Source organism: Pseudomonas sp. FSL W5-0299, from assembly GCF_005930655.1.
GTDB classification, from domain to species: domain Bacteria; phylum Pseudomonadota; class Gammaproteobacteria; order Pseudomonadales; family Pseudomonadaceae; genus Aquipseudomonas; species Aquipseudomonas mandelii.
Genome location: NZ_RXHX01000007.1, coordinates 112432 through 136414 on the forward strand (window position 1 = coordinate 112432; position 23983 = coordinate 136414).

20 protein-coding genes are annotated in these 23983 nt (G+C 60.1%); 10 read left to right on the top strand and 10 right to left on the bottom strand.

What is annotated here, in order from left to right; genetic code table 11:
• Nucleotides 1-171: 171 nt before the first annotated feature.
• Nucleotides 172-1797, bottom strand: coding sequence for a glucan biosynthesis protein D (locus FHL16_RS11765; RefSeq protein WP_077748293.1), 1626 nt, complete (start codon nucleotides 1795-1797; stop codon nucleotides 172-174).
• Between the two features lie 391 nt (nucleotides 1798-2188).
• Here FHL16_RS11765 and FHL16_RS11770 point away from each other — a divergent pair, with 391 nt between their 5' ends.
• A complete protein-coding gene (locus FHL16_RS11770; RefSeq protein WP_010462962.1) occupies nucleotides 2189-2374 on the top strand; it encodes a hypothetical protein in 186 nt (61 codons plus the stop codon).
• Between the two features lie 58 nt (nucleotides 2375-2432).
• Here the strand turns inward: FHL16_RS11770 and FHL16_RS11775 are convergent, their stop codons facing one another.
• A complete protein-coding gene (locus tag FHL16_RS11775) occupies nucleotides 2433-2942 on the bottom strand; it encodes a BRO-N domain-containing protein (RefSeq protein ID WP_077748294.1) in 510 nt (169 codons plus the stop codon).
• 440 nt (nucleotides 2943-3382) lie between these two features.
• Here FHL16_RS11775 and FHL16_RS11780 point away from each other — a divergent pair, with 440 nt between their 5' ends.
• Both FHL16_RS11780 and FHL16_RS11785 read left to right on the top strand, forming a co-directional pair.
• Nucleotides 3383-4636: an AAA family ATPase gene (locus FHL16_RS11780; protein ID WP_077748295.1), complete on the top strand. Its 1254-nt coding sequence runs from the start codon at nucleotides 3383-3385 to the stop codon at nucleotides 4634-4636.
• 2 nt (nucleotides 4637-4638) lie between these two features.
• Nucleotides 4639-5265, top strand: a complete 627-nt coding sequence (locus FHL16_RS11785; RefSeq protein WP_077748296.1) for an RloB family protein — start codon at nucleotides 4639-4641, stop codon at nucleotides 5263-5265.
• A gap of 44 nt (nucleotides 5266-5309) precedes the next feature.
• Here FHL16_RS11785 and FHL16_RS11790 read toward each other — a convergent pair whose 3' ends face one another.
• The 8 genes from FHL16_RS11790 to FHL16_RS11830 form a co-directional block, all read right to left on the bottom strand.
• On the bottom strand, nucleotides 5310-6794 hold the full coding sequence (locus tag FHL16_RS11790; RefSeq protein ID WP_077748297.1) for an APC family permease: 1485 nt from the start codon (nucleotides 6792-6794) through the stop codon (nucleotides 5310-5312).
• 228 nt (nucleotides 6795-7022) lie between these two features.
• Nucleotides 7023-8447, bottom strand: a complete 1425-nt coding sequence (locus FHL16_RS11795; RefSeq protein WP_077748298.1) for a gamma-aminobutyraldehyde dehydrogenase — start codon at nucleotides 8445-8447, stop codon at nucleotides 7023-7025.
• Between the two features lie 178 nt (nucleotides 8448-8625).
• Nucleotides 8626-9450, bottom strand: a complete 825-nt coding sequence (locus FHL16_RS11800) for an ABC transporter permease (protein ID WP_042932340.1) — start codon at nucleotides 9448-9450, stop codon at nucleotides 8626-8628.
• Nucleotides 9440-10387 carry an ABC transporter permease gene (locus FHL16_RS11805; RefSeq protein WP_077748299.1) on the bottom strand — a complete coding sequence of 316 codons (948 nt, stop codon included), beginning with the start codon at nucleotides 10385-10387 and terminating at the stop codon, nucleotides 9440-9442. Before FHL16_RS11805 ends, FHL16_RS11800 begins: the two co-directional genes overlap by 11 nt.
• 1 nt (nucleotide 10388) lies before the next feature.
• Nucleotides 10389-11426, bottom strand: coding sequence for an ABC transporter ATP-binding protein (locus FHL16_RS11810; RefSeq protein ID WP_010462946.1), 1038 nt, complete (start codon nucleotides 11424-11426; stop codon nucleotides 10389-10391).
• A 235-nt stretch (nucleotides 11427-11661) separates the two neighbouring features.
• On the bottom strand, nucleotides 11662-12813 hold the full coding sequence (gene ydcS / locus FHL16_RS11820) for a putative ABC transporter substrate-binding protein YdcS (RefSeq protein WP_077748301.1): 1152 nt from the start codon (nucleotides 12811-12813) through the stop codon (nucleotides 11662-11664).
• An 82-nt stretch (nucleotides 12814-12895) separates the two neighbouring features.
• Nucleotides 12896-14383: a gamma-aminobutyraldehyde dehydrogenase gene (locus tag FHL16_RS11825; protein ID WP_077748302.1), complete on the bottom strand. Its 1488-nt coding sequence runs from the start codon at nucleotides 14381-14383 to the stop codon at nucleotides 12896-12898.
• A 99-nt stretch (nucleotides 14384-14482) separates the two neighbouring features.
• Nucleotides 14483-15397 (bottom strand): LysR family transcriptional regulator, encoded by a 915-nt coding sequence (locus FHL16_RS11830; protein ID WP_010462940.1) that lies wholly within the window; start codon nucleotides 15395-15397, stop codon nucleotides 14483-14485.
• Between the two features lie 176 nt (nucleotides 15398-15573).
• Between FHL16_RS11830 and FHL16_RS11835 the strand changes: the two genes are divergently transcribed.
• The 7 genes from FHL16_RS11835 (at nucleotide 15574) to cheB (ending at nucleotide 23958) form a co-directional block, all read left to right on the top strand.
• The gene (locus FHL16_RS11835) at nucleotides 15574-16296 is read left to right on the top strand and encodes a tellurite resistance TerB family protein (protein ID WP_010462938.1); all 723 of its coding nucleotides are present in this window, start codon (nucleotides 15574-15576) and stop codon (nucleotides 16294-16296) included.
• Between the two features lie 263 nt (nucleotides 16297-16559).
• Nucleotides 16560-18182: a methyl-accepting chemotaxis protein gene (locus tag FHL16_RS11840; RefSeq protein ID WP_010462936.1), complete on the top strand. Its 1623-nt coding sequence runs from the start codon at nucleotides 16560-16562 to the stop codon at nucleotides 18180-18182.
• On the top strand, nucleotides 18182-18718 hold the full coding sequence (locus FHL16_RS11845) for a chemotaxis protein CheW (protein WP_077748303.1): 537 nt from the start codon (nucleotides 18182-18184) through the stop codon (nucleotides 18716-18718). The genes FHL16_RS11840 and FHL16_RS11845 overlap by 1 nt, the downstream gene beginning before the upstream one ends.
• Nucleotides 18715-19974 (top strand): CheR family methyltransferase, encoded by a 1260-nt coding sequence (locus tag FHL16_RS11850; RefSeq protein WP_077748304.1) that lies wholly within the window; start codon nucleotides 18715-18717, stop codon nucleotides 19972-19974. The genes FHL16_RS11845 and FHL16_RS11850 overlap by 4 nt, the downstream gene beginning before the upstream one ends.
• Nucleotides 19971-20654, top strand: a complete 684-nt coding sequence (locus FHL16_RS11855; protein WP_010462930.1) for a chemotaxis protein CheW — start codon at nucleotides 19971-19973, stop codon at nucleotides 20652-20654. Before FHL16_RS11850 ends, FHL16_RS11855 begins: the two co-directional genes overlap by 4 nt.
• Nucleotides 20651-22951 carry a hybrid sensor histidine kinase/response regulator gene (locus FHL16_RS11860; RefSeq protein ID WP_077748305.1) on the top strand — a complete coding sequence of 767 codons (2301 nt, stop codon included), beginning with the start codon at nucleotides 20651-20653 and terminating at the stop codon, nucleotides 22949-22951. The genes FHL16_RS11855 and FHL16_RS11860 overlap by 4 nt, the downstream gene beginning before the upstream one ends.
• Nucleotides 22948-23958, top strand: a complete 1011-nt coding sequence (cheB, locus tag FHL16_RS11865; protein ID WP_077748306.1) for a chemotaxis response regulator protein-glutamate methylesterase — start codon at nucleotides 22948-22950, stop codon at nucleotides 23956-23958. Before FHL16_RS11860 ends, cheB begins: the two co-directional genes overlap by 4 nt.
• Nucleotides 23959-23983: the final 25 nt, after the last annotated feature.

A 23983-nucleotide genomic window follows, 5' to 3' on the forward strand; every position in this document is an offset into this window, starting at 1 on the left:
TCGGGGCTTTTGTGTTTCTGTGCCGGGATTTTTGTAAGTCTGGACCGGCCCCTTCGCGAGCAGGCTCGCTCCCACACTGGAGCTCCATGGAGCACAATTCTGTGTACGCCGCAGATCAACTGTGGGAGCGAGCCTGCTCGCGAAGGGGCAAGCCCAGACAACCTATTGCTTTCAGGTGTACTTACGCTTATCCGGCGCTGGCGGGAAATACTGGTACAACCAGGTCTCGCTCAACGTCCGGTCATTAGTGCGAATGAACAACCGCAGCTCAACCGGCGCCACGCTGTCATTGGTCGGGTACCAATCGAAGGTAATCCGATAGCCCTTGATGTCATCCAGCACCAGCACGTTGAAATCCTTCACCTCGCCGTTCGAGCAGGTCACCACGGGCTCGATCCCCGCGCCTTCCGGCAAGCGATCCAGGCCGCCACCGTTGAAGTCCACGGCAAAGCGTCGAGCCCAGACTTCCGGGTAATGCTCGCCCGGCGCCCAACCTTCGATAAACCCGCCCATGCCCGAACGGGTCGCATTGACCCGCGCCAGCGGCGTGCTCACCGGTGGCAGGGCGCTCCAGTAGAGCTTGTAGCCGTAGTTCAGGGAATCACCGGCCGCGACCGGCTTCTTCGGAGTCCAGAACGCGACGATGTTATCGAGGGTTTCGCCGGTTGTAGGAATTTCCAACAGATCGATAGAGCCTTCGCCCCACGCGGTCGTAGGTTCTACCCACAGGCTTGGACGCTTGCTGTACCAGTCAACGGTGTCCTGATAGTTGGCGAACTCGTGATCGGTCTGCACCAGGCCGAAACCTTTCGGGTCGGTGTCGGCGAAGGCGTTGAACTGCAGGGTCGCCGGGTTGTTCAGCGGACGGCAGATCCACTCGCCGTTACCGCGCCACATGGCCAAGCGATCCGAGTCGTGGATTTGCGGGTGAATGGTGTCGCACATGCGGCGCTCGTGGGTGCCGCAGCTGAACATGCTGGTCATCGGTGCGATGCCCAGTTGTTCGATGGCGGTGCGCGCGTTGATGTGGGCGTCAATCTCCATCACCACGCGTTCGGCCTGGCAATCGATGTCAAATCGATAGGCGCCAGTGGCGCTCGGCGAATCCAGCAGCGCGTAGACCACAAAGCGGGTGCTGTCCTTGCCCGGCGTCTCGAACCAGAACTTGGTGAAGTCCGGGAATTCCTCACGCTTCTTGGCGTAGGTATCGACGGCCAGGCCGCGGGCCGACAGACCGTACTGGCCAGTGGCGTCTACCGCGCGGAAATAACTGGCGCCGAGGAAGGACAACACATCGTGCCTGTCCAGTTCCGGGGCCTTGAACAGCTTGAACCCGGAAAACCCCAGGTCGCCGGTGAGCTGCTTGGTGTCGACCGTGGTTTTTTCATAGTTGAACAGGGAAGGGCGGAAATGCACTTCCCGGGCCTGGCGGGTCTTGGGATCGACGCTGTACATGCGCACCGGCTGCTTGAAGCCCATGCCGACGTGGAAGAACTGCACGTCCAGCTGACCGTTCAAGTCTTTCCACAGCGAGTGGTTGCCGTCGTAGCGGATCGCGTTGAAATTCTGCGGCGTCATGGTCGCCAGCGTCGGCGGCAGCACCTGCTTGGTGTCCTGATAGCGATTGCCGGCGAGTTGCTTGGCCTGAATCTTCAGCGTCTCGAAATCGAACGCCTGAGCTGCGCCGTCAGCGGTGCCGCTGGCCGCCCAGGCACGGGAGGCGAGCAGGCCGGTGGCCGACAAACCGGTGTAGGCAGCGATGGCCATGGACGCTTTGAGCAAATTCCTGCGATGCATAAGTACAACCTGTCGTGAACAATCCCGCGCCGTTCCTGGCACGTGCTGGATCAAAAATATCGGTTCGGACATGCCTTCGGCCAAACGCAACGGACTTTAAACAGATAACAAATAGCTTAAACCGTTCGGTTGCAGAGAAAAAATGATTGGTAGCACTTTGATGATGCGGCAATGAAACAAGACATGTCGGTGAATTTTTCCGACAGCACTTTCTGATTTATAGGGCATTTCTGCTTTTTTTGACTAATTACTCTAAAAACCGCTTTTCAGCGCCGGGAATGTTCCTATCCTGTGTTCATGACCGGTTTCTGCCCTTCAGGCCGGCGGCTAATAAAAGGATAGGGCGATGCGGTTTTTGAAGTTTTCTCGGGCTTATAGAAGGACATCGTCCATGACGAAAGTACAAGGCATCACAGAAATGTTGGGAATCTTCCCTTGCCTGGCCACCGGGCGGCGAAGGCATCGCCTCAGTTCGGACGAAATGAAGCTGCTGGAGCGGTATCGCGAGTTGTCGGAAAACGACCGGATTGCGATGCGGTATCTGGTGGATGCGATGCGGAGTGTTTCGCGGTTTTGAGCGCTAAGCCAAGGGGCGGACTGTAAAGTCTGCCCCTTTTTCATTTTTCACCCTGCCTTCAACTGCAAGTGCCCACGATCGTGAACGGTCGCTGTACCTGCATCAGATCCGGCATGTCGCGCCACTTGATCCAGGCTTGATGCTGCCAGTGCAGCAGCGGCACCGAGATGCCTGCCCACTGCAACGAGCTCAGACTTGGAATGTTATCCACAGCCGCTTTCGACTCGCGCAGCGTCGGGATGACTTCGTTGCTTAGCCACTGACGCAGGTTTCGGTTTTCCGGGATGAAATGGTGGACTAGCAGCGCATACATTCCCGATTCGCTGACCATCAACGATTCGACGGTTTTGCCATCCTTCAGCAACCAGACGTATCGGCGTTGATCGGGATCGAGTTTCAGGGTGAGACGTTGGTCCAGCGGACGGCCCATCAAGCGACCGAGGTCCTGGACGCAGAACCAGGCTTGGTTGTCCTGCATGAAGGCGTGGAGGAAGCGGTTGTGGCGGGTGAAGACGGTAGGGATGAAATGAGGATGGGTTTCAGACGGATTTAGCGGGTGCTTGAGCATTTTTCGACTCCATGTTGAAAAGGGAGCCGCCACTAATCCTTCGACAGATTATGGGTGGCGGACCGTGCGGCGTTCGAAGTCGGGACATTCTCGATCAACATGCAAGCCAAGAGGCCCGCGCCACACGGCCCACCATAAAGCAAAACTGAAAGGCAAAAAATTGCCCCAGTTCATATGGGGGCGCGGATGCGCCATGTTGATGATTTACCGGCTTCGACACCGGGTCGCTGATTTGGCAGCGACGAGGTAAAGCCTATCGTTCAGGCGCTCGCGGCGCCAAGTCTACTCTGGCGCCGCGCGTTGTAGGAATTGGAGCTTCTAACGGAAGGCTCGGTCTGTAGGAATTTCCTGTTTTTGCGTGAAGTGCAGTGCGACTGCGCCGAACGGCTGTTTTTTCCTTTATTTTTTGGCCTTTCAGGACTGAACTGCGGGTTCGCTGCATGCTGATTGAATTTTCTGTTTCCAACTATCGCTCCTTCCGCGACAGGCAAACCCTGTCCATGGCTGCGACGCCGCGCTTGAGTAAAAAACGCAACCTGTTTACGCCGCCCTTAAATGGAGAAAAACTACCGGATTTGTTGAAGGTGGCTGCGATCTACGGGCCGAATGCGTCCGGTAAATCTTCGCTCATCCGGGCGATGGGGATCATCGGACAGCTGCTCGCCGCATTACCTTCCTCAAATGATGAACCGCTACCGGTCTCGCCATTTCGTTTTGACTCGCAACTTCAAAACGAACCCAGTTCCTTTGAGTACAACTTCATTCAGCGCGGGCTCCGATATCGCTTTGTTCTACGCCTGACGGCTCAGCGGATTATCGAGGAGCAACTGATTTCCTATCCCAACGGTAAGGAAACGCGGCTGTATCAGCGTCGTTTTGGGGAGAAGGGGGAGCAATATGTCTTTGGGGCAAGTCTTGAGGGTGGTAAAGAAGTCCACAGTGCATGGCGGCGCCTGACGAGCCCCAAAATGTTGTTTATTTCACAGGCGGTGGCGAACAGTAGCGAAGAGCTGACCCAGTTGCGGGCCCCGTTTAGCTGGTTTCAATCAGGTCTGTTGGTTATTGAGCAGAACAACATGATGGGGCTGTCTGCTGCGTCCATCAGATTTCTGAAGATGACCTCGGATCACACTGGCAATTTGCGAGACTTTCTAAAGGAAGTGGATATCCCGGTGTCAGCTATTCACCTCAACACCGAAGACGCAGAATCTTTTCACCGTACAAAAAAACTCACACATAAGGAGTTCTTTGCGGAGGCCCAAAAAGACAAAGTCACCCTGACGCATACGAGCCTTTTAGGAAAAGCCGAGTTCGATTTTTCAGAGGAGTCCGGCGGTACAAAAAACCTGATCGGTTTCTGGCTGCCCTGGTTCATGATCAATCACGCCGATGGGAGCGGGATTCTTTCTGTCGATGAATTGGACAGCAGCCTTCATCCCTCAATAGTCGATGGTCTGATTGAGAAACACTTGGACAGTGGGCTAGGTACTCAACTGATCTTTACCACCCACGACACTCATCTAATGAATACCAAAGCACTTCGGCGCGATCAGTTCTGGATTACCGAACGCGATGCTAAGGGTGCGACCTGTCTTTTTTCGGTTCACGATTTTGAAGGCAGGGAAGGAGAAAACGTCGAAAAACGCTACTTTGAGGGCCGTTATCGTGGGTTACCGTTGATAAGGCGAGGTTGAACATGGCGCGTTCAATACGGCTGTTTGATCGGAAGGCACCCCGGTTCAAGCCTCAACCCAAAGTGCTGATTCTCTGTGAAGACAGCAAGTCAGGAAAACGATATCTGGAGGAGGCCGCATTCCATTTTCGTGCCAGCGCTCTAGTAGAAATTGCCCACTGCGGCATCACACACCCAAGCGGCATTGTTGAAACAGCTATCGCCCGTCAGAAAGGCTTCGACAAGGTGTTTTGTGCATTGGATCGCGATACGCATTTGTGTTTTGAGCGAGCCATCAATCTGGCGAGACCGCATCCGAAAATCAAAGTCATCGCGTCGTATCCTTGCTTTGAGTTTTGGCTGCTTCTGCACTTCGGATTCAATCGAAAGCCTTTCCGTGCAGTCGGGAAGCGTTCTCCCGGCGACCTGGTCGCCAAGAGCCTCAGAAAAAAGCCCAACATGGATAAGTACGCCAAGGGCGAAGATGTCAATTATTTCGCCCAACTCCTGGGTGAGCCATTTCAAAAGGCGAGAGCTTTAGCGCCAAAGATTATCGAGGATGTCGCCATCAGCGGCGAACCCAACCCGAGCACCGAAATCCATTTGCTGATGGACGAATTCGAAACCCTCTCCAAACTTCAGCCGATCTAACACCAAGCGTCCAGCCGGCATCGCTGCGGGCTGGACACTGGCTATTACCGACTAACCTTCCACGCATCCCCCGCTGGCGCAGTCCCGTGGTCATACGGCTTGGCCAACCACATGTACAACAACCCCAACCCAATAACGATCGCCGTACTCAACACCATCGCATAATTGATATACCAGGCTGCATCCGGTGTGCGCGGCCAGGCCATGTTGATGATCGCGCCGACACCGTAAACCAGCGCGCCGATGTTCACCGCCCACCCCCAACCGCCGAGGGTGAATTTGCCGCTTGGTTTCCAGCCTTTCAGGCGTGCGTATAGCGCGGCGAGGACGATCATCTGGAACGCCAGATAGATGCCGATCGCCGCGAAACTGACGATGGTGGCCACCGCATCTTGCAGGAAGAAGCCGAGAATGATGATCAGGGCCGGCAGGACGCCGGAGACGAACAGCGCAGCGACAGGCACTTGTGTCGCAGGCGAGATCTTCTTCAGCAGCGAGCTGCCAATGACCATTTCATCTCGGGCGTAGGAGTACAGCAGACGACTCGCCGCCGCTTGCAGGCTGATGACGCAGGAGATGAAGGAAATCATCACCACGCCCATGACCACTTTCGAGCCGACCGGGCCGAAGGCGTTGTTGAGGATGGTGGTGACCGGGTCTTTGTCGGTGCCGTTGATTACCGCTTGCATGTCCGGCACGGCGAGGATCAGCGCCAGGCAGGCGAACATCGCCGCGATGCCGCCGATGTAGATGGTCATGCGCATGGCCACCGGAATCTGCTTGCTTGGGTTCGGGGTTTCTTCGGCCACGTCGCCGCAGGCCTCGAAGCCGTAGTACAGGAACATCCCCGCCAGCGAGGCGGTGAGGAAGGCCGGCAGGTACGAGCCGTCAATGCTGATATCGAAGGTGTTGAACAACACGCTGATCGACTGGTGACGCTCGAAGATCAGCAGGTAGACGCCAACGATCACTGCGCCGACCAGCTCGCAAAGGAAGCCGAACATGGCGATCCGCGCCAGCATTTTGGTGCCGCTGAGGTTGACCAGGGTGGCGAACAGCGTCAGGAACAGCGCGATGACGATGTTGGTGTTATTGCTCGGTTCAAAGCCCATCATCGCGGCCAGGTACGGACCGGCACCGACGGCAACGGCAGCGATGGTCACGCACAGGGCGATGGAGTAGATCCAGCCGACCATCCACGCCCAGCGCTTGCCCACCAAGCGACGAGCCCAGGGGTACACGCCGCCGGAAATCGGGAACTGCGAGACCACTTCACCGAAGATCAGGCACACCAGCAACTGGCCGCAACCGACCAGTAAATAAGCCCAGAACATCGGCGGTCCACCGGCGGCCAGGCACAGGCCGAAGAGGGTATAAACCCCGACGACCGGGGAGAGGTAAGTGAAGCCCAGGGCGAAGTTTTCCCACAGGCTCATGCTGCGGTTGAAGTTCGAGGTGTAACCCAGCTTGCGTAGCTGCTCGGAGTCGCTGTCGGCAACGGCTACAGAGAGTTCGGGTGATGCGCTCATGGTGTGTCAGCTCCGGAAAATCGGCAGATTTCGGATGTCCGAAACCGTGGCGGTGCCTTGGAGGCGCTGCCCGGATCGGTGGTTATTGTTTTGGTTTTCTGGCGTTGAAGCCTGATGGTGCTTGGTGCCGGTTTCTACCTTGAAACCGAGGTGATGCCTTCGCGGGCAAGCCTCGCTCCCACAGGTACTGCGGCGAACCTGTAGGAGCGAGGCGTGCCCGCGAAGCTTTTAATGCTTGAACATCACATGCCGCACAACGGTGTAATCCTCCAGCCCATACATGGACATGTCCTTCCCGTAGCCAGACAGTTTCTGACCGCCATGGGGCATTTCGCTGACCAGCATGAAGTGCGTATTCACCCAGGTGCAGCCGTATTGCAAGCGGGCAGACAAGCGATGCGCGCGACCGACGTCAGAGGTCCAGACCGACGACGCCAGGCCGTAATCCGAATCGTTTGCCCAACCCAGCACCTGGGCTTCATCGGTGAATTTGGTCACCGACACCACGGGCCCGAACACTTCGCGACGGACGATTTCGTCGTCCTGTTGAGCGTCCGCAAGCACCGTCGGCTCGAAGAAGAAACCATTCCCCTCCACAGACTTGCCACCGGTGACCAGGCGGATATGCGGTTGCGCCACGGCACGTTCGACAAAGCCGGCCACGCGGTCACGGTGCTGCGCAGTGATCAGCGGCCCCAGCTCGGTCGACGGGTCATCCTGCAACCCGTACTTGATGCTGCTGACCGCTTCGCCAAGCTTCTCGACGAATTTGTCGTAGATGCCTTCCTGCGCGTAGATGCGGCAAGCTGCGGTGCAATCCTGACCAGCGTTGTAGAAACCGAAGGTGCGAATGCCTTCCACGGCGGCGTCGATGTCGGCGTCGTCGAAGATGATCACCGGGGCCTTGCCGCCCAGTTCCATGTGCATGCGTTTGACGCTGTCGGCGGTGCTGGAAATGATGTTCGATCCGGTGGCGATCGAGCCGGTCAGCGAGACCATGCGCACTTTCGGGTGCGTGACCAATGGGCTGCCAACGGTAGGACCACGGCCGAAGACGAGGTTGAGCACGCCGGCCGGGAAGATTTCCGACGCCAGTTCCGCCAGACGCAGCGCGGTCAGCGGGGTTTGTTCTGACGGCTTGAGCACCACGGTATTACCGGCGGCGAGGGCCGGGGCGATTTTCCAGGCGACCATCATCAGCGGGTAGTTCCACGGCGCGATGGAGGCGATCACGCCAACCGGGTCGCGGCGGATCATCGAGGTGTGGCCGGGCAAGTACTCGCCACCCGCCGAACCGCTCATGCAACGGCTGGCGCCGGCGAAGAAACGGAACACGTCAGCAATCGCCGGGATCTCATCGTTCAGCGCAGCGCTGTAGGGTTTGCCGCAGTTGTCCGACTCCAGCTTGGCCAGCTCTTCGCCGTGGGCTTCGATGGCGTCGGCGAGTTTGAGCAGCAGCAGCGAGCGTTCCTTCGGCGTGGTTTGCGACCAGCTTTCGAAGGCGCTGTCGGCGGCTTGTACGGCGGCATTGACCTGGGCTTCGCTGGCTTCGTTGATTTCCACCAGCACACGGCCGAGGGCCGGGTTGAACACCGGTTGGGCGGGGCCGTCGCCGTCGATCAATTGGCCGTTGATCAAGAGTTTGGTTTGCATGGCATTGTCCTCTTCAAACTATTGTTTTTCTCTGAAGGAACCGGTTCAAACTGTGGGAGCGAGCCTGCTCGCGAATGCGGTTTAACATTCAACATTGATGTTGGCTGACACACCGCTTTCGCGAGCAGGCTCGCTCCCACATTCGATTCGGTTACGACAGGGAGTAATCGTTATTCGGTTATTTCCCGCCGCTACCCGCCACGCTCTCACCGCCCCGGGTCAGGTAATAAGCACCGAGAATCGGCAGCATGGTCACCATCATCACCAGCATCGCGACAACGTTGGTCACTGGCACGTCCCGTGGGCGGCTGAGCTGGTTGAGCAGCCACAGCGGCAGGGTGCGTTCATGGCCGGCGGTGAAGGTGGTGACGATGATTTCGTCGAACGACAGCGCAAACGCGAGCATGCCGCCGGCCAGCAACGCCGAGCCAAGATTCGGCAGGACGATGTAACGGAAGGTCTGCCAACCGTCGGCGCCGAGGTCCATCGACGCTTCAATCAAACTGTGCGAAGTGCGGCGCAAACGGGCGATGACGTTGTTGTAGACGATCACCACGCAGAAGGTCGCGTGGCCGACGATGATGGTGAACATCCCCGGCTCGATCCCCAGTGTCTTGAAGGTCGCCAGCAACGCGATCCCGGTGATGATCCCGGGCAACGCAATCGGCAGGATCAGCATCAACGAGATGCCTTGCTTGCCGAAGAAATCCCGCCGGTACAACGCCGCCGACGCGAGGGTGCCGAGGACCATCGCAATCAGTGTCGCGATGGCGGCGATTTCGGCCGACAACTTGATCGCTTCCAGTACATCGGGCCGAGAAAACGCCACGCTGAACCAATGCAGGGTGAAGCCCTTGGGTGGAAAGCTGAACGCCGCTTCTTCGGTGTTGAAGGCGTAAAGGAAGATGATCAGGATCGGAAAGTGCAGGAACACCAACCCGCCCCAGGCTGCGATTTTTAATCCGATAGAAGCCTGCCCCTGTGATGAAGAGTCAGAGTGCATCGAAGGCCCCCAGTCGTTTGACGATAGTCAGGTAAATGGCGATTAACACAATCGGCACCAATGTGAAGGCCGCGGCCATCGGCATGTTGCCGATTGCGCCCTGCTGCGCGTAAACCATGCTGCCCACAAAGTAGCCCGGCGGGCCCACCAGCTGCGGCACGATGAAGTCGCCCAGGGTCAGCGAAAAGGTGAAGATCGAACCAGCTGCGATGCCTGGAATCGACAGCGGCAGAATCACCTGCATGAAGGTCTGGCGTGGCTTGGCACCCAGGTCCGCAGACGCTTGCAACAACGACGGCGGCAGGCGTTCCAGCGAAGCCTGGATTGGCAGGATCATGAACGGCAGCCAGATGTAGACGAACACCATGAAACGGCCCAGGTGCGAGGTCGATAAAGTGCTGCCGCCTACGCCGGGAATGCCCAGCACGAATTGCAACACCGGCTCCAGCCCCAGGTGTTGAACGAACCACTGCGCGACGCCGCCCTTGGCCAGCAGCAAGGTCCAGGCATACGCCTTGACGATGTAACTGGCCCACATCGGCAGCATCACCGCGATGTAGAAAAACGCCTTGGTTTTGCCAGTGGTGTAACGCGCCATGTAATAGGCAATCGGGAACGCGACGATCGCGCTGGCGAGCGACACGGCGACGGCCATGCTCAGCGTGCGCAGGATGATGTCGAAGTTCGACGGCTGGAACAGCGCAGCGAAGTTCGCCAGGGTCAGGTCGGGGGTGACCGCCATGGTGAAGTCATCGAAGGTGTAGAAGCCTTGCCACAGCAGCACCAGCAGCGAGCCGAGATAAATTGCACCGAACCACAGCAGCGGCGGCACCAGCAGCAGCGACAGGTAAAAATTCGGTCGGCGATACAGCAGGTTGGAAAACCTGCGCAACGGCGAACCGCCGGCCGGGGTTTGAGGGATAGCCACGCTGGTCATCTCACACCCCACCGACAACGTTGTCGTGCAGCGGGACCATCGCCTCGCGCGCCCAGCGTGCGCTGATGCGTTGCCCGGTCTGGTGCTGGGCGCTGACGTCCAGCCACTGCACGTTGGCCTGGCTGATGTTCAGGGTCTGGCCGTTTTCCAGTTTCAGTTCATAGCGCGTGGCGCTGCCCTGGTACTGAATGTCGTGGAGCAAGCCGCTGACTTCAATCTCGTGGCTGGCCAGCGGGCCTTCGGCAAAACGCACGTGTTCCGGGCGAATCGAAAACGGCTGTGGATTGCCACTCAATTGCTTGGCCAGATCGCCGCGAATCACGTTGGACGTGCCGACGAATTCCGCGACGAACGTGGTGGCCGGTTTCATGTACAGGTTACGCGGGGTGTCGACCTGCTCGATGCGTCCTTTGTTGAACACTGCCACACGGTCGGACATCGACAGCGCTTCAGTCTGGTCGTGGGTGACGAAGATAAAGGTAATGCCGAGCTGGCGTTGCAGCTTCTTCAACTCGCTCTGCATCTGTTCGCGCAGCTTCAGATCGAGAGCGCCCAACGGCTCGTCGAGCAGCAGCACGCGAGGGCGATTGACCAGGGCGCGGGCCAGGGCCACACGCTGGCGCTGGCCGCCGGACAGTTGCACCGGTTTGCGCTCGCCGTAACCGCCGAGGGCAACCATGTCGAGGGCTTCTTCGGCCCGCTTCTGCCGTTCGGCTTTACCGACGCCTTTGACTTTCAAGCCATAGGCGACGTTGTCGAGCACGTTCATGTGCGGGAACAGCGCGTAATCCTGAAACACCGTGTTGACGTCACGCTCATACGGCGGCAGCCCGGCGGCTTCCTCGCCATGAATTCGGATAGAGCCAGCGCTCGGTTGTTCGAAACCGGCGATCAGGCGCAAACAGGTGGTTTTGCCCGAGCCGGAAGGGCCCAGCATGGAGAAGAACTCGCCGTCCTGGATATCGATGGAAACCCGGTCAACGGCCTTCACTTCGCCGAACTGACGGGAAACGTTGGTGAACTGGACTGCAAGCGTCATGGTGCGGTGCTCCAAAAAGGCGAGGGCCGTCACAGCGGCCCTGCCTGGACTTCTGAAAAATCTGAATCAACTTTCTGGTTGGAAAACTTATTGTGGCGAGGGAGCTTGCTCCCGCTGGAGTGCGCAGCACTCCCAAAAGGACTGATGCGGCCTCTCTGATAGACCGCATTAACTGGTTTTGGGGCAGCTTCGCCACCCAGCGGGAGCAAGCTCCCTTGCCACAGGGGCCGGTGTGTTAGCGGCCGCCCATAATCGCGATGTAGTCCTGGGTCCAGCGGCTGTAAGGCACGAACTTGCCCCCTTCAGCCTGCGGGGTTTTCCAGAAGGCGATTTTCTCGAACTGGTCGAAGCCGTTGGTCTTGCAGCCTTCGGCACCCAGCAATTCACTGCCGGTACAGGCCGCTGGCACCGCTGGCAACGAACCGAACCAGGCCGCCACATCACCCTGGACTTTCGGTTGCAGTGACCAGTCCATCCATTTGTAAGCGCAGTTCGGGTGCTTGGCTTCGGCGTGCAACATCGTGGTGTCGGCCCAACCGGTGGCGCCTTCTTTCGGGATGGTCGAGGCGATCGGTTGTTTCTCGTTGATCAGGCCGTTGACCTGATACGGCCAGGCGCTGGACGCGACCACGCCTTCGTTTTTGAAGTCACTCATCTGCACGGTGGTGTCGTGCCAGTAGCGATGGATCAACGGCTGTTGGGCGCGCAACAGATCGAGAACAGCCTTGTACTGGGCTTCGGTGAGTTGGTACGGGTCCTTGATGCCCAGTTCCGGCTTGGTGGTCTTCAGGTACAGCGCCGCGTCGGCGATGTAGATCGGGCCGTCGTAAGCCTGCACGCGGCCCTTGTTCGGTTTGCCGTCCGGCAGGTTCTGCGCATCGAACACCACGCCCCAGCTGGTCGGCGCAGTTTTGAATACGTTGGTGTTGTACATCAGCACGTTCGGGCCCCACTGATACGGGGTGCCGTAGGTCTGCTTGTTGACCACGTACCACGGCGCATCTTTGAGGCGTGGGTCGAGGCTTTTCCAGTTCGCAATCAACGCCGTGTTGATCGGCTGCACACGCTTGCCGACGATCAACCGCAACGAGGCATCGCCCGACGCCGTCACCAGGTCATAACCGCCCTTGGCCATCAGGCTGACCATTTCATCGGAAGTCGCCGCAGTCTTCACATTGACCTTGCAGCCGGTTTCCTTCTCGAAACCGGTCACCCAGTCGTAGGCCTTGTCGCTTTCGCCACGTTCGATGTAGCCGGGCCACGCCACGATATCCAGCTGGCCTTCGCCGGCACCGACGGCTTTCAGCGGTTCGGCGGCCTGGAGACTGGCGCTGGCCAGCAGCGCCGAGGTGATTGCACTGAGCAGTGCGGTCTTGTGCACGAACATGGGAATTCCCTCTTCTTTAATTATGGTCGGGGCAGTTGTGAACGTGGTGAAGCATGCCGTTAGCGGCTTGTTATTAGCGTAGTCAGAGATGCTGTCCGTGGCGCGCCATGATGTGCCGCACCACGCTGTAGTCCTGAAGCGAATCGCTGGATAAGTCTTTGCCATACCCGGACCGCTTGAGGCCGCCGTGGGGCATTTCGCTGACCAGCATGAAATGGCTGTTGATCCAGGTGCAGCCGTACTGCAACCGCGCCGCGACCTGCATGGCCTTGTCGAGGTTCTGCGTCCAGACCGAGGAGGCGAGGCCGTATTCCGAATCGTTGGCCCAGTCCACGGCTTGTTCGAGCTGATCGAAACGGGTCACGGTGACCACCGGCCCGAATACTTCGCGCTGGACGATCTCGTCGCTCTGCTTGCAACCGGCCAGCAGCGTCGGCTGGTAATAGAAGCCGGCACCGGAATGCACCGCCGCGCCGGTCACCCGCTCGATATGCGGCTGGCCGAGGGCGCGCTCGACGAAACTGGCCACGCGGTCGCGCTGGCGGGTGCTGATCAGCGGGCCGATTTCGTTGTCGGCGTCGCGTTTACCGGCAAAGCGCAGGCTGCTGACCGCCGCGCCGAGTTCCGCCACCAGGCGGTCGTGAATCCCGGCCTGTGCATAAATCCGGCAAGCCGCGGTGCAATCCTGCCCCGCGTTGTAATAACCGTAAGTGCGCACGCCTTCGACCACGGCTTGAATGTCGGCATCGTTGCAGACGATCACCGGCGCTTTGCCGCCGAGCTCAAGGTGCGTGCGTTTCAACGTCTTGGCGGCGGCCTGGAGGATTTTCTGCCCGGTGACGATATCGCCGGTCAGCGACACCATGCGCACTTTGGGATGGCTGACCAAGTGGCTGCCGACGCCTTCACCGCCGCCGCAGACGATGTTGATCACGCCGCGTGGAAGGATCTCGGCCAGCGCCGGCGCCAGGGCCAGAATCGACAGCGGCGTGTGTTCGGACGGTTTGAACACCAGCGTATTGCCGGCGGCGAGGGCCGGGGCGATTTTCCACGCGGCCATCATGATCGGGTAGTTCCACGGCGCAATCGAGGCGACCACGCCAATCGGATCGCGCCGGACCATGCTGGTGTAGCCCGGCAGGTATTCGCCGCTGAGCTGGCCGGTCTGGCACCGCACGGCGCCGGCGAAGAAGCGGAACACATCGACCGTCGCGCTCAAGTCGTCCTGACGGGCCAGGTGCAACGGTTTGCCGCAGTTCAGGGATTCGAGTCGGGCGAGGAGGTCGGCTTGTTTTTCGATGGCGTTGGCGATGTCCAGCAACAGGTTCGAGCGTTGCTGCGGTGTGGTCCGCGACCAGCCGGCGAAGGCGCGGTGGGCGGCAAGGATGGCGGCTTCGACTTGCTCGGTGCTGGCTTCGGCGATGTGGGTCAGCACTTCTCCGGTGGCGGGGTTGAGGATCGGTTCGACAAAACCCTGACCCGCGACCAACTCGCCATCGATCAACAACGCGGTGAACAACGGGGTCTGCGCGCCAGCCATTTTTCGGGTTCTCTTTTCTTGTGTGGCCATGGTGCTCCCAGTGACTGGGCCCGGCCGTCTTATTGATGGAGCAAGACTAGTGCGCGGGCCCGAGGTCGACAAATTCTAAATACTGAAGGTGGCGTTCGATTAAATAGATGGCTTGCGCCCGCCGTGGGGTTGTTCGCGGGCCACGGTCAAAAACGGGTCCACCAATGCCGGACGCGCCGTGCCACGACGCCATGCCAGGCCGACGTCGAGGGTCTGGCTCAGGTCGGCAATCGGGCGGGCTTCGATGATGTCGCCCTCCAGTGACCAGGGGCGGTAGGTCATGTCGGGCTGGATCGATACACCCAGACCTGCGGCCACCAGGCTCCGAACGGCTTCTGTCGACGCGGTTTTCAGGGTGATGCGCGGTTGCAGCCCGGCACCGCTCCACATGCGGTGGGCGTTGCGGTCCATTTCGTCGACGTTGAGCTGAATCAGTGGTTCGCGGGCCACATCGGCAAGGTTGATGCTGTCGTGTTCCAGCAGCGGATGCTGAGCCGGCAACCACAACCGGTGTGGCGAATGAGTCAGCACTTCAGTCTGCAAGGCATGGCGGTCTTCGAGGTTGGACAGGATCAGCACGCCGACATCGATCTCACCGCTGACCAGCAAATGTTCGATGTATGGGCGTTCGTCCTCCATCACCCGGATTTCGACGTTGGGATAGGCACGCTGGAACCGGGTGAGCAAATCCGCAAGGTAATAACCGGCCACCAGGCTGGTCACGCCAATGATCAGCTGCCCGGCGACCTGATCGGTGCTTTGTTGCAGGCTGCGTTTGGCGTTGTCCACCGTGGCCAGAATCAGGTGCGCCTGGCGCAGGAATTGGTGGCCCTGATGGGTCAGGCTCATGCCCTTGGCGTGTCGGTTGAACAGGCCGACGCCAATCTCCTCTTCCAGTTGCTGGATCGCCAGGGTCAAGGTCGATTGGGAAATGAACGCGGTTTGCGCGGCGGCGGAGATCGATCCGGTCTCGGCCACGGCGATGAAATGACGGATCTGACGCAAGGTCATCATGGGGAGTTACCCGGTGGGCGGTTTTTATAGATTCGCTTGAGTGTATATCGCTTTAATCGATGGCCCGTTTTTTTCAGGCAACATCCAGAAGCACTCTCGTCCCCGGTCGCCGGGCACTTTCGTTCTAGGCTGGTGGCCTTATGTGTCCGGTTAACCCCTTTCGTGGAGGCGGCAAAATGAATACGCGTGGATTGCTCGATCAACTACTCAAGTCCGGTCAGGACCTGATGAAGAACAAGGCCGGCGCAAATCAAAACAAGTCGTCCAGCGGTGGATTGGGCGGATTGCTCGGTGGCAGCGGTGGTTCGGGCGGCCTCGGCGGTTTGCTCTCCGGCGCGGGCGGTGGTGCCTTGGCGGCTGGTGCCATGGGCCTGTTGCTCGGCAGCAAAAAGGCCCGCAATGTCGGCGGCAAAGTCGCCATCTACGGTGGTCTCGCGGCGCTCGGCGTGATTGCCTACAAGGCTTACGGCAACTGGCAGGCCCAGCAGGGCACCGCGCCGAAGACCGAGCCGCAAACACTCGACCGCCTGCCACCTGCGCAGGTTGAGTTGCACAGCCAGGCGATTCTCAAGGCATTGGTGGCTGCGGCCAAAGCCGATGGCCACGTTGATGATCGCGAGCGTGCATTGATCGAAGGCGAATTCACCAAGCTCGACAACGATCAGGAATTGCAGCAGTGGCTGCATGCCGAACTCAGCAAGCCGCTCGACCCGACAGAAGTCGCCCGCGCGGCCAGCACGCCGGAAATGGCGGCTGAGATGTACATCGCCAGCGTGATGCTGGTGGATGAGGAGAGCTTCATGGAGAAGTCCTACCTGGATGAACTGGCACGGCAGTTGAAGCTGGAGCCGGGATTGAAGGCGGAGCTGGAAAAGCAGGTGCGGCAGGCTTCCCTTTAATTGCGCAGTCAGGTCAGTTAAACCGTGTCATCGTTTTTCGCGAGCAGGCTCGCTCCCATAAGGGACCGCGTTCGATTGATCAACCCGGTCAATGGAGCGAGCCTGCTTGCGAAGGCGTTTGCTTCTCTCATCCCGTGATCCATTCACCGCACGCGCCTGCCAATTCGCTTTAATCGCGACGAAATAGAAGCATGACACCCGTCTTATAAATGAAACACCCTCAGCTATACTCCCCGGCATTTGAATCGCCCGAGGATTGACCCGTGAAGAACTGGACGTTGCGCCAACGCATCTTGGCGAGCTTTGCGGTGATTATCGCCATCATGTTGTTGATGGTGGTTGTCTCCTATTCGCGGCTCTTGAAGATTGAGGTCAGCGAAGCCAGTGTGCGTGAGGACGCGTTGCCCGGGTTGTATTACAGCTCGATGGTTCGCAGTGCCTGGGTCGACACGTACCTTCGAACCCAGGAGATGCTCGGTTTGAAAGAGGGGCAGGGTTTCAGCGCAGAAGAAGCCGACAGCTTCAAAAGCTTCGAAGCTCATCTGCAGGAGCAAATGAAGAACTACCAGGCCACCGTCACCACGGATGAAGACAAGGTCGAATACGCCGTTTTTGAAAAACTCCATGCCGATTACAACAAGGTCCTGGCCGCTGTGCTCGACTTGCACAAGCGCAATCAGGGAGCCGACGCGATCAAACTGTTCAACGAGCAACTGACCCCGGCCTGGACCGCAGGTCGCATGAAGCTCAATGACATCATCCGCGAAAACAAAGCGGTCGCCGACCAGGACATCGCGGCCATTGATGACGCCGTGATCACCGCGAAAGTCATCATGGGCATTTCCCTGTTGGTCGCGGTATTGGCCGCCGGCCTCTGCGGTTTGCTGTTGATGCGCGCGATCATGGCGCCGATGAACCGGATTGTGCAGATCCTCGAAATCATGCGCACTGGTGATCTCAGCGGCCGTCTGAACCTGGAACGCAAAGACGAATTCGGGGCCGTGGAAACCGGCTTCAACGACATGATGACCGAGCTGACGTCGCTCGTGTCCCAGGCCCAACGCTCTTCCGTCCAGGTCACCACGTCGGTGACCGAAATCGCCGCCACCTCCAAGCAACAACAAGCCACCGCCACCGAAACCGCCGCCACCACCACCGAAATCGGCGCGACGTCCCGCGAAATCGCGGCCACCTCTCGTGATCTGGTGCGCACCATGACCGAAGTCTCTACCGCCGCCGACCAGGCCTCGGTCGCGGCCGGGTCCGGGCAGCAAGGCCTGGCGCGCATGGAGGAGACCATGCACTCGGTGATGGGCGCGGCCGATCTGGTCAACGCCAAACTGGCGATCCTCAACGAGAAGGCCGGCAACATTAACCAGGTGGTGGTGACCATCGTCAAAGTCGCCGATCAGACTAATCTGCTGTCTCTGAATGCCGCGATCGAAGCCGAAAAGGCGGGTGAATACGGGCGCGGGTTTGCCGTGGTCGCCACCGAAGTGCGGCGTCTGGCGGACCAGACCGCCGTGGCCACGTATGACATCGAGCAAATGGTCCGTGAAATCCAGTCGGCGGTGTCGGCCGGGGTCATGGGCATGGACAAGTTCTCCGAAGAAGTGCGGCGCGGCATGTCCGAAGTGCAACAGGTCGGCGAGCAGTTGTCGCAAATCATCCACCAGGTTCAGGCGCTGGCGCCGCGGGTGTTGATGGTCAACGAAGGCATGCAGGCGCAAGCCACCGGCGCCGAACAGATCAACCACGCGCTGGTGCAGTTGGGTGATGCCAGCAGCCAGACCGTCGAGTCCCTGCGCCAGGCCAGTTTCGCCATTGACGAGCTGAGCCAGGTGGCCGTCGGGCTGCGGGGCGGCGTCTCGCGATTCAAAGTCTGATGAGCGAACTCGCGGCCAAACACAGCACGGTGATGCCGGCCAGACACGCGTTGTTTCTGCTGTTTCGCATCGGCAACGAGCGTTATGCCTTGCAGGCGCGCGAGGTGGCCGAGGTGCTGCCGCGTCTGCCATTGAAGCCGATTGCCAAGGCGCCTGACTGGGTCGCCGGGGTGTTTGCCTATCGCGGCGCGGTGGTGCCGGTGATCGACCTCAGCGCGCTGACCTTTGGCGAGCCGGCGCAATCGCGCACCAGCACACGGCTGGTGCTGGTGCACTATTGGCCGGACGAGCAGACGCCTTCACAGTTGCTCGGACTGATTCTTGAGCAGGCCACCGACACCTTGCGTTGCAATCCGGCGGACTTTAAGCCCTATGGCCTGGACAATCGCCAGGCGCCGTACCTGGGGCCGGTCCGTGAAGATGCCCAAGGCTTGCTGCAATGGGTGCGGGTGGCCGATCTGCTCGATGAACAGGTGCGCGCGCTGCTGTTTCCTTCACCACCTCTGGCCACGGCGCTGCTTGAGGATGGGCCATGAGCAGCGATCAGCGGTTCTTCGATTTCCTCAAGGAACGCATCGGCCTCGACGTGACGTCGGTGGGGCCGGCAATCATCGAGCGCGCGGTGCGCCAGCGCAGCACCGCCTCCAGGGTGCTGACGGCCGATGAGTATTGGCACACATTGCAAGGTTCGCAGGACGAACAGCAGGCGTTGATCGAAGCGGTGATCGTTCCCGAGACCTGGTTCTTCCGCTACCCGGAATCCTTCGCAACCCTGGCGAAACTGGCCATCCAGCGTTTGGCCGACATCAATTACATGCGCGCGCTGCGGATTCTCAGTCTGCCGTGCTCCACGGGCGAGGAGCCGTACTCCATCGCCATGGCCTTGCTCGATGCCGGACTCAAGCCGCATCAGTTCAAGGTCGAAGGCATGGACGTCAGCCCGCTGTCGGTGGAAAAAGCCAAGCGTGCGCTGTACGGCAAGAATTCGTTTCGTGGCCAGGACATCGAATTTCGCGAGCGGCATTTCAGCGCCGAAGAAGACGGCTACCGCCTCAACGAGCGAGTGCTTGAACAGGTGCGTTTGCAAGTCGGCAATCTGCTGGATCCGGCGCTGCTGGCCAGCGAGCCACCCTATGATTTTGTGTTCTGCCGCAACCTGCTGATCTATTTCGATCTGCCTACCCAGCAACAAGTCTTCGAAGTGCTCAAGCGCCTGACCCATGTCGACGGCGTGCTGTTTATCGGCCCGGCCGAAGGCAGTTTGCTCGGTCGATTCGGCATGCGCTCGATTGGCATCCCGCAGTCGTTTGCCTTCAGTCGTCAGAGCGCGCCCGAGCCTCTGCCAGTCTTTGTTCCGACACCGCTGCCAGTGCGTCAGCCGGTGCGTAGCGTGACTCCGCCGCCCGTGCGCCATCGTCCGTTCGCAACTCACACGCCGCCGGTCGTCACGCCAAAAGCTTCGGACGCTGCCGCCTTGCTGGCCAACATCGCTGCCCTCGCCAACGAAGGCAAAAGTGCCGAAGCCCGCGCCGCCTGTGAAGGTTATTTGCGCAGCCACGAGCCTGTGGCCCAGGTGTTTTATTGGCTGGGACTGCTCAGCGATGTCGCTGGTCGAGCGCTCGAAGCCCAGGGATTTTATCGCAAGGCCCTGTACCTCGAACCTCAACATCCCGACGCGTTGATGCACCTGGCAGCCTTGCAGCAATCCCAGGGCGACACGGCGGGTGCGAAAAGATTGCAGGACCGCGCCGCCCGCAGCGAACGCGCCGCCGACAGTGAGCGTAAACGATGAACGCCTCCGACACTTTGAACCTCACCCATAAAGATGCCCAGGCCATCGATGATTGCTGGAACCGCATCGGAATCCACGGCGACAAGTCCTGCCCGTTGCTGATCGAACACATTCACTGCCGCAACTGCGCGGTGTATTCCGCCGCGGCCACGCGCTTGCTCGACCGCTACGCCTTGCAACAGGACGATCGCGAGCAGGTCTCGGTGGCGGTGGAAATCGACGTGAAAACCCGCTCGCTGCTGATGTTTCGACTTGGCGAAGAATGGCTGGGCCTGGCCACTCGCAGCCTGGTCGAAGTGGCACCGCTGCAAGCGATTCATTCGTTGCCGCACCAGCGCTCTCGGGCCTTGCTCGGCGTGGCGAATGTGCGCGGCGCGTTGGTGGCGTGCCTGTCACTGGTGGAACTGCTCGGTCTCGATGGCACTGCCAGCGTGACGTCAGGCGCGCGCGTGATGCCGAGGATGCTGATCATCGCCGCCCACGGCGGACCAGTGGTGGTGCCGGTGGACGAAGTGGACGGGATTCACGCCATCGACGAACGCATTCTCGAGGCCGCCTCGCAGTCCGGCACCCAAGCCAGCGCCAGATACACCCGGGGCGTGTTGCAATTCAAGGGTCGCAGCCTGCGTTGGCTGGATGAAGAACAGCTATTGTCCGCCGTGACCCGGAGCCTCACATGACCCCCGAGCAACTGCGCGACGCCTCGTTACTGGAGCTGTTCAGCCTCGAAGCCGAAGCTCAGACCCAGGTGCTGAGCGCAGGTCTTCTGGCGCTGGAACGCGATCCGACCCAGGCCGATCACCTCGAATCGTGCATGCGCGCGGCTCACTCGCTCAAAGGCGCGGCGCGGATTGTCGGGGTTGATGCCGGCGTCAGCGTCGCCCATGTGATGGAAGATTGCCTGGTCAGCGCGCAGGAAGGGCGCCTGTACCTGCGGCCCGAGCACATTGACGCCTTGCTGCAAGGCACTGATTTGCTGATGCGCATTGCGACGCCGAGTAACAATCCCGAATCGGCGGATATCGAGGCCTATGTGGCACTGATGGCGCGGTTGCTGGATCCAAATGCGCTGGCCGCGCCGATCAGCACGCCGATCGCCCCGTTCATGACCGAGTCCGAGTCCGAGCCGGAGCCTGAAGCACTCGCGCCCAAAGTCGAGGAACTGATTCCGGTCGCCGAACCGCCACCCGTCGAACCGCCGAGAAAGCTCCGGCGCACCACTGAAAATGGCGAACGCGTGTTGCGCGTCACGGCCGAACGCCTGAACAGCCTGCTCGATCTGTCGAGCAAGTCCCTGGTGGAAACCCAGCGACTCAAGCCGCACCTGGCCACGATGCAGCGCCTCAAGCGCATGCAGAACAATGGCCTGCGGGCGCTGGAAAACCTCAACGTCCACCTCAAGGAACATGCCTTGAGCCTCGAAGCTCAGGAGGCCCTGGGCGATGCCCGGCGGCTGCTGGCCGAAGCGCAGCAATTGCTGGTGGAAAAAAACGCCGAACTGGACGAGTTTGCCTGGCAGGCCAGTCAGCGGGCGCAGGTCTTGTACGACACTGCACTGGCCTGTCGCATGCGGCCGTTTGCCGACGTATTGAGCGGGCAAGTGCGCATGGTCCGCGACCTCGGTCGCAGCCTCGGCAAACAGGTGCGGCTGGAGATCGAGGGCGAGAAAACCCAGGTCGATCGCGACGTCCTGGAAAAGCTCGAAGCGCCGCTGACGCATTTGCTGCGCAACGCTGTCGATCACGGCATCGAATCCCCCGAGCAGCGTTTGCTCGCCGGCAAGCCTGAAGAAGGGCTGATTCGTCTGCGCGCCTCTCATCAAGCCGGTCTGCTGGTGCTGGAATTGAGCGATGACGGTCACGGCGTCGATCTGGAAAAGGTCCGTCGCAGCATCATCGCGCGGCAATTATCCCCGGCGGAAACTGCCGCGCAGCTCAGTGAAGAAGAGTTGCTGACGTTCCTGTTCCTGCCGGGTTTCAGCCTGCGCGACACGGTCACGCAAGTGTCCGGGCGCGGTGTCGGCCTGGACGCGGTTCAGCACATGGTCCGTCAGTTACGCGGCGCGGTGGTGCTGGAGCAGACCGCAGGCGAGGGCAGCCGCTTTCATCTCGAAGTGCCGCTGACGCTGTCGGTGGTGCGCAGTCTGGTGGTGGAAGTCGGTGACGAGGCGTATGCGTTCCCGCTGGCGCACATCGAGCGCATGTGCGACCTGGAGCCGGCGGACATTGTTCAGGTCGAAGGGCGCCAGCACTTCTGGTACGAAGGCCGGCATGTCGGGCTGGTCGCTGCCAGTCAGCTGTTGCAGCGTCCGGCGAGTGCGAGCAGTCAGCAAACCCTGAAAGTCGTGGTGATCCGCGAGCGCGAGGCGATTTACGGGGTGGCGGTCGAGCGGTTTATCGGCGAGCGGACATTGGTCGTATTGCCGCTGGACGAACGTCTGGGCAAGGTGCAGGACATTTCCGCCGGGGCCTTGCTCGACGACGGGTCGGTCGTGCTGATCGTCGACGTCGAAGACATGCTGCGCTCGGTGGACAAGCTGCTCAACACCGGGCGTCTGGAGCGGATTGCCCGTCAGGGCAGCCAGGCCGTCGAAGCGGCCCGCAAACGGATTCTGGTGGTCGACGATTCGTTGACCGTTCGCGAGTTGCAGCGCAAGTTGCTGCTCAATCGCGGCTACGACGTGGCCGTAGCGATCGACGGTATGGATGGCTGGAACGCCCTGCGTTCGGAGGATTTCGATCTGCTGATCACCGACATTGATATGCCGCGCATGGACGGCATCGAACTGGTGTCTTTACTGCGCCAGGATAATCGCCTGCAATCGCTGCCGGTTATGGTGGTGTCCTATAAAGACCGCGAAGAAGACCGTCGTCGTGGACTGGACGCCGGAGCCGACTATTATCTAGCCAAAGCCAGTTTTCATGACGACGCCCTGCTTGATGCGGTGGTTGAGCTCATCGGAGGAGCGCGGGCATGAAAATAGCGATCGTCAACGACATGCCCATGGCGGTTGAGGCCCTGCGCCGCGCCCTGGCATTCGAACCGGCGCATGAAGTGGTCTGGGTCGCCGGCAATGGCGCGGAGGCGGTGCAGCGTTGCGCCGAAAATACCCCGGACCTGATCCTGATGGACCTGATCATGCCGGTGATGGACGGCGTCGAGGCCACCCGGCGGATCATGGCCGACACTCCCTGCGCCATCGTCATTGTCACGGTTGACCGTCAGCAGAACGTGCACCGGGTGTTCGAGGCCATGGGTCACGGTGCGCTGGACGTGGTCGACACCCCGGCCCTCGGTGTCGGCAATGCCCAGGAGGCAGCGGCGCCGTTGTTGCGCAAGATCATGAACATCGGCTGGCTGATTGGTGACAAGGGCAATCGTGAGCGATCGGCCCCCAGCCCGCTGCGTAGCTCGGCCTCGCGCCAGCGCCTGATTGCGATCGGCTCGTCGGCAGGCGGACCAGCAGCGCTGGAAGTCTTGCTGAAAGGGCTGCCACGGGATTTTTCGGCCGCGATCGTGCTGGTGCAACATGTTGACCAGGTGTTCGCCGCCGGCATGGCCGAATGGCTCAGCAGCGCCAGCGGCCTGAAGGTGCGCCTGGCTCAGGAAGGCGAGCCTCCTTTGGCCGGCACAGTGTTGCTGGCGGGCACCAACCACCATATTCGCTTGCTGAAAAACGGCACGCTGGCCTATACCGCCGAACCGGTCAACGAGATCTATCGGCCCTCGATCGACGTGTTTTTCGAGAGCGTGGCCAGTTACTGGAATGGCGATGCCGTGGGCGTATTGCTCACCGGCATGGGACGCGACGGCGCGCAGGGGCTTAAACTCATGCGCCAACAGGGCTACCTGACCATCGCGCAGGACCAACAAAGCAGTGCGGTTTACGGAATGCCGAAAGCGGCAGCGGCCATCGACGCCGCCGTGGAAGTTCGCCCACTGGACAAGATAGCGCCACGATTGCTGGAGATTTTCCCAAAATGAAGACTTTTCGCAGCAATCCTGGCCC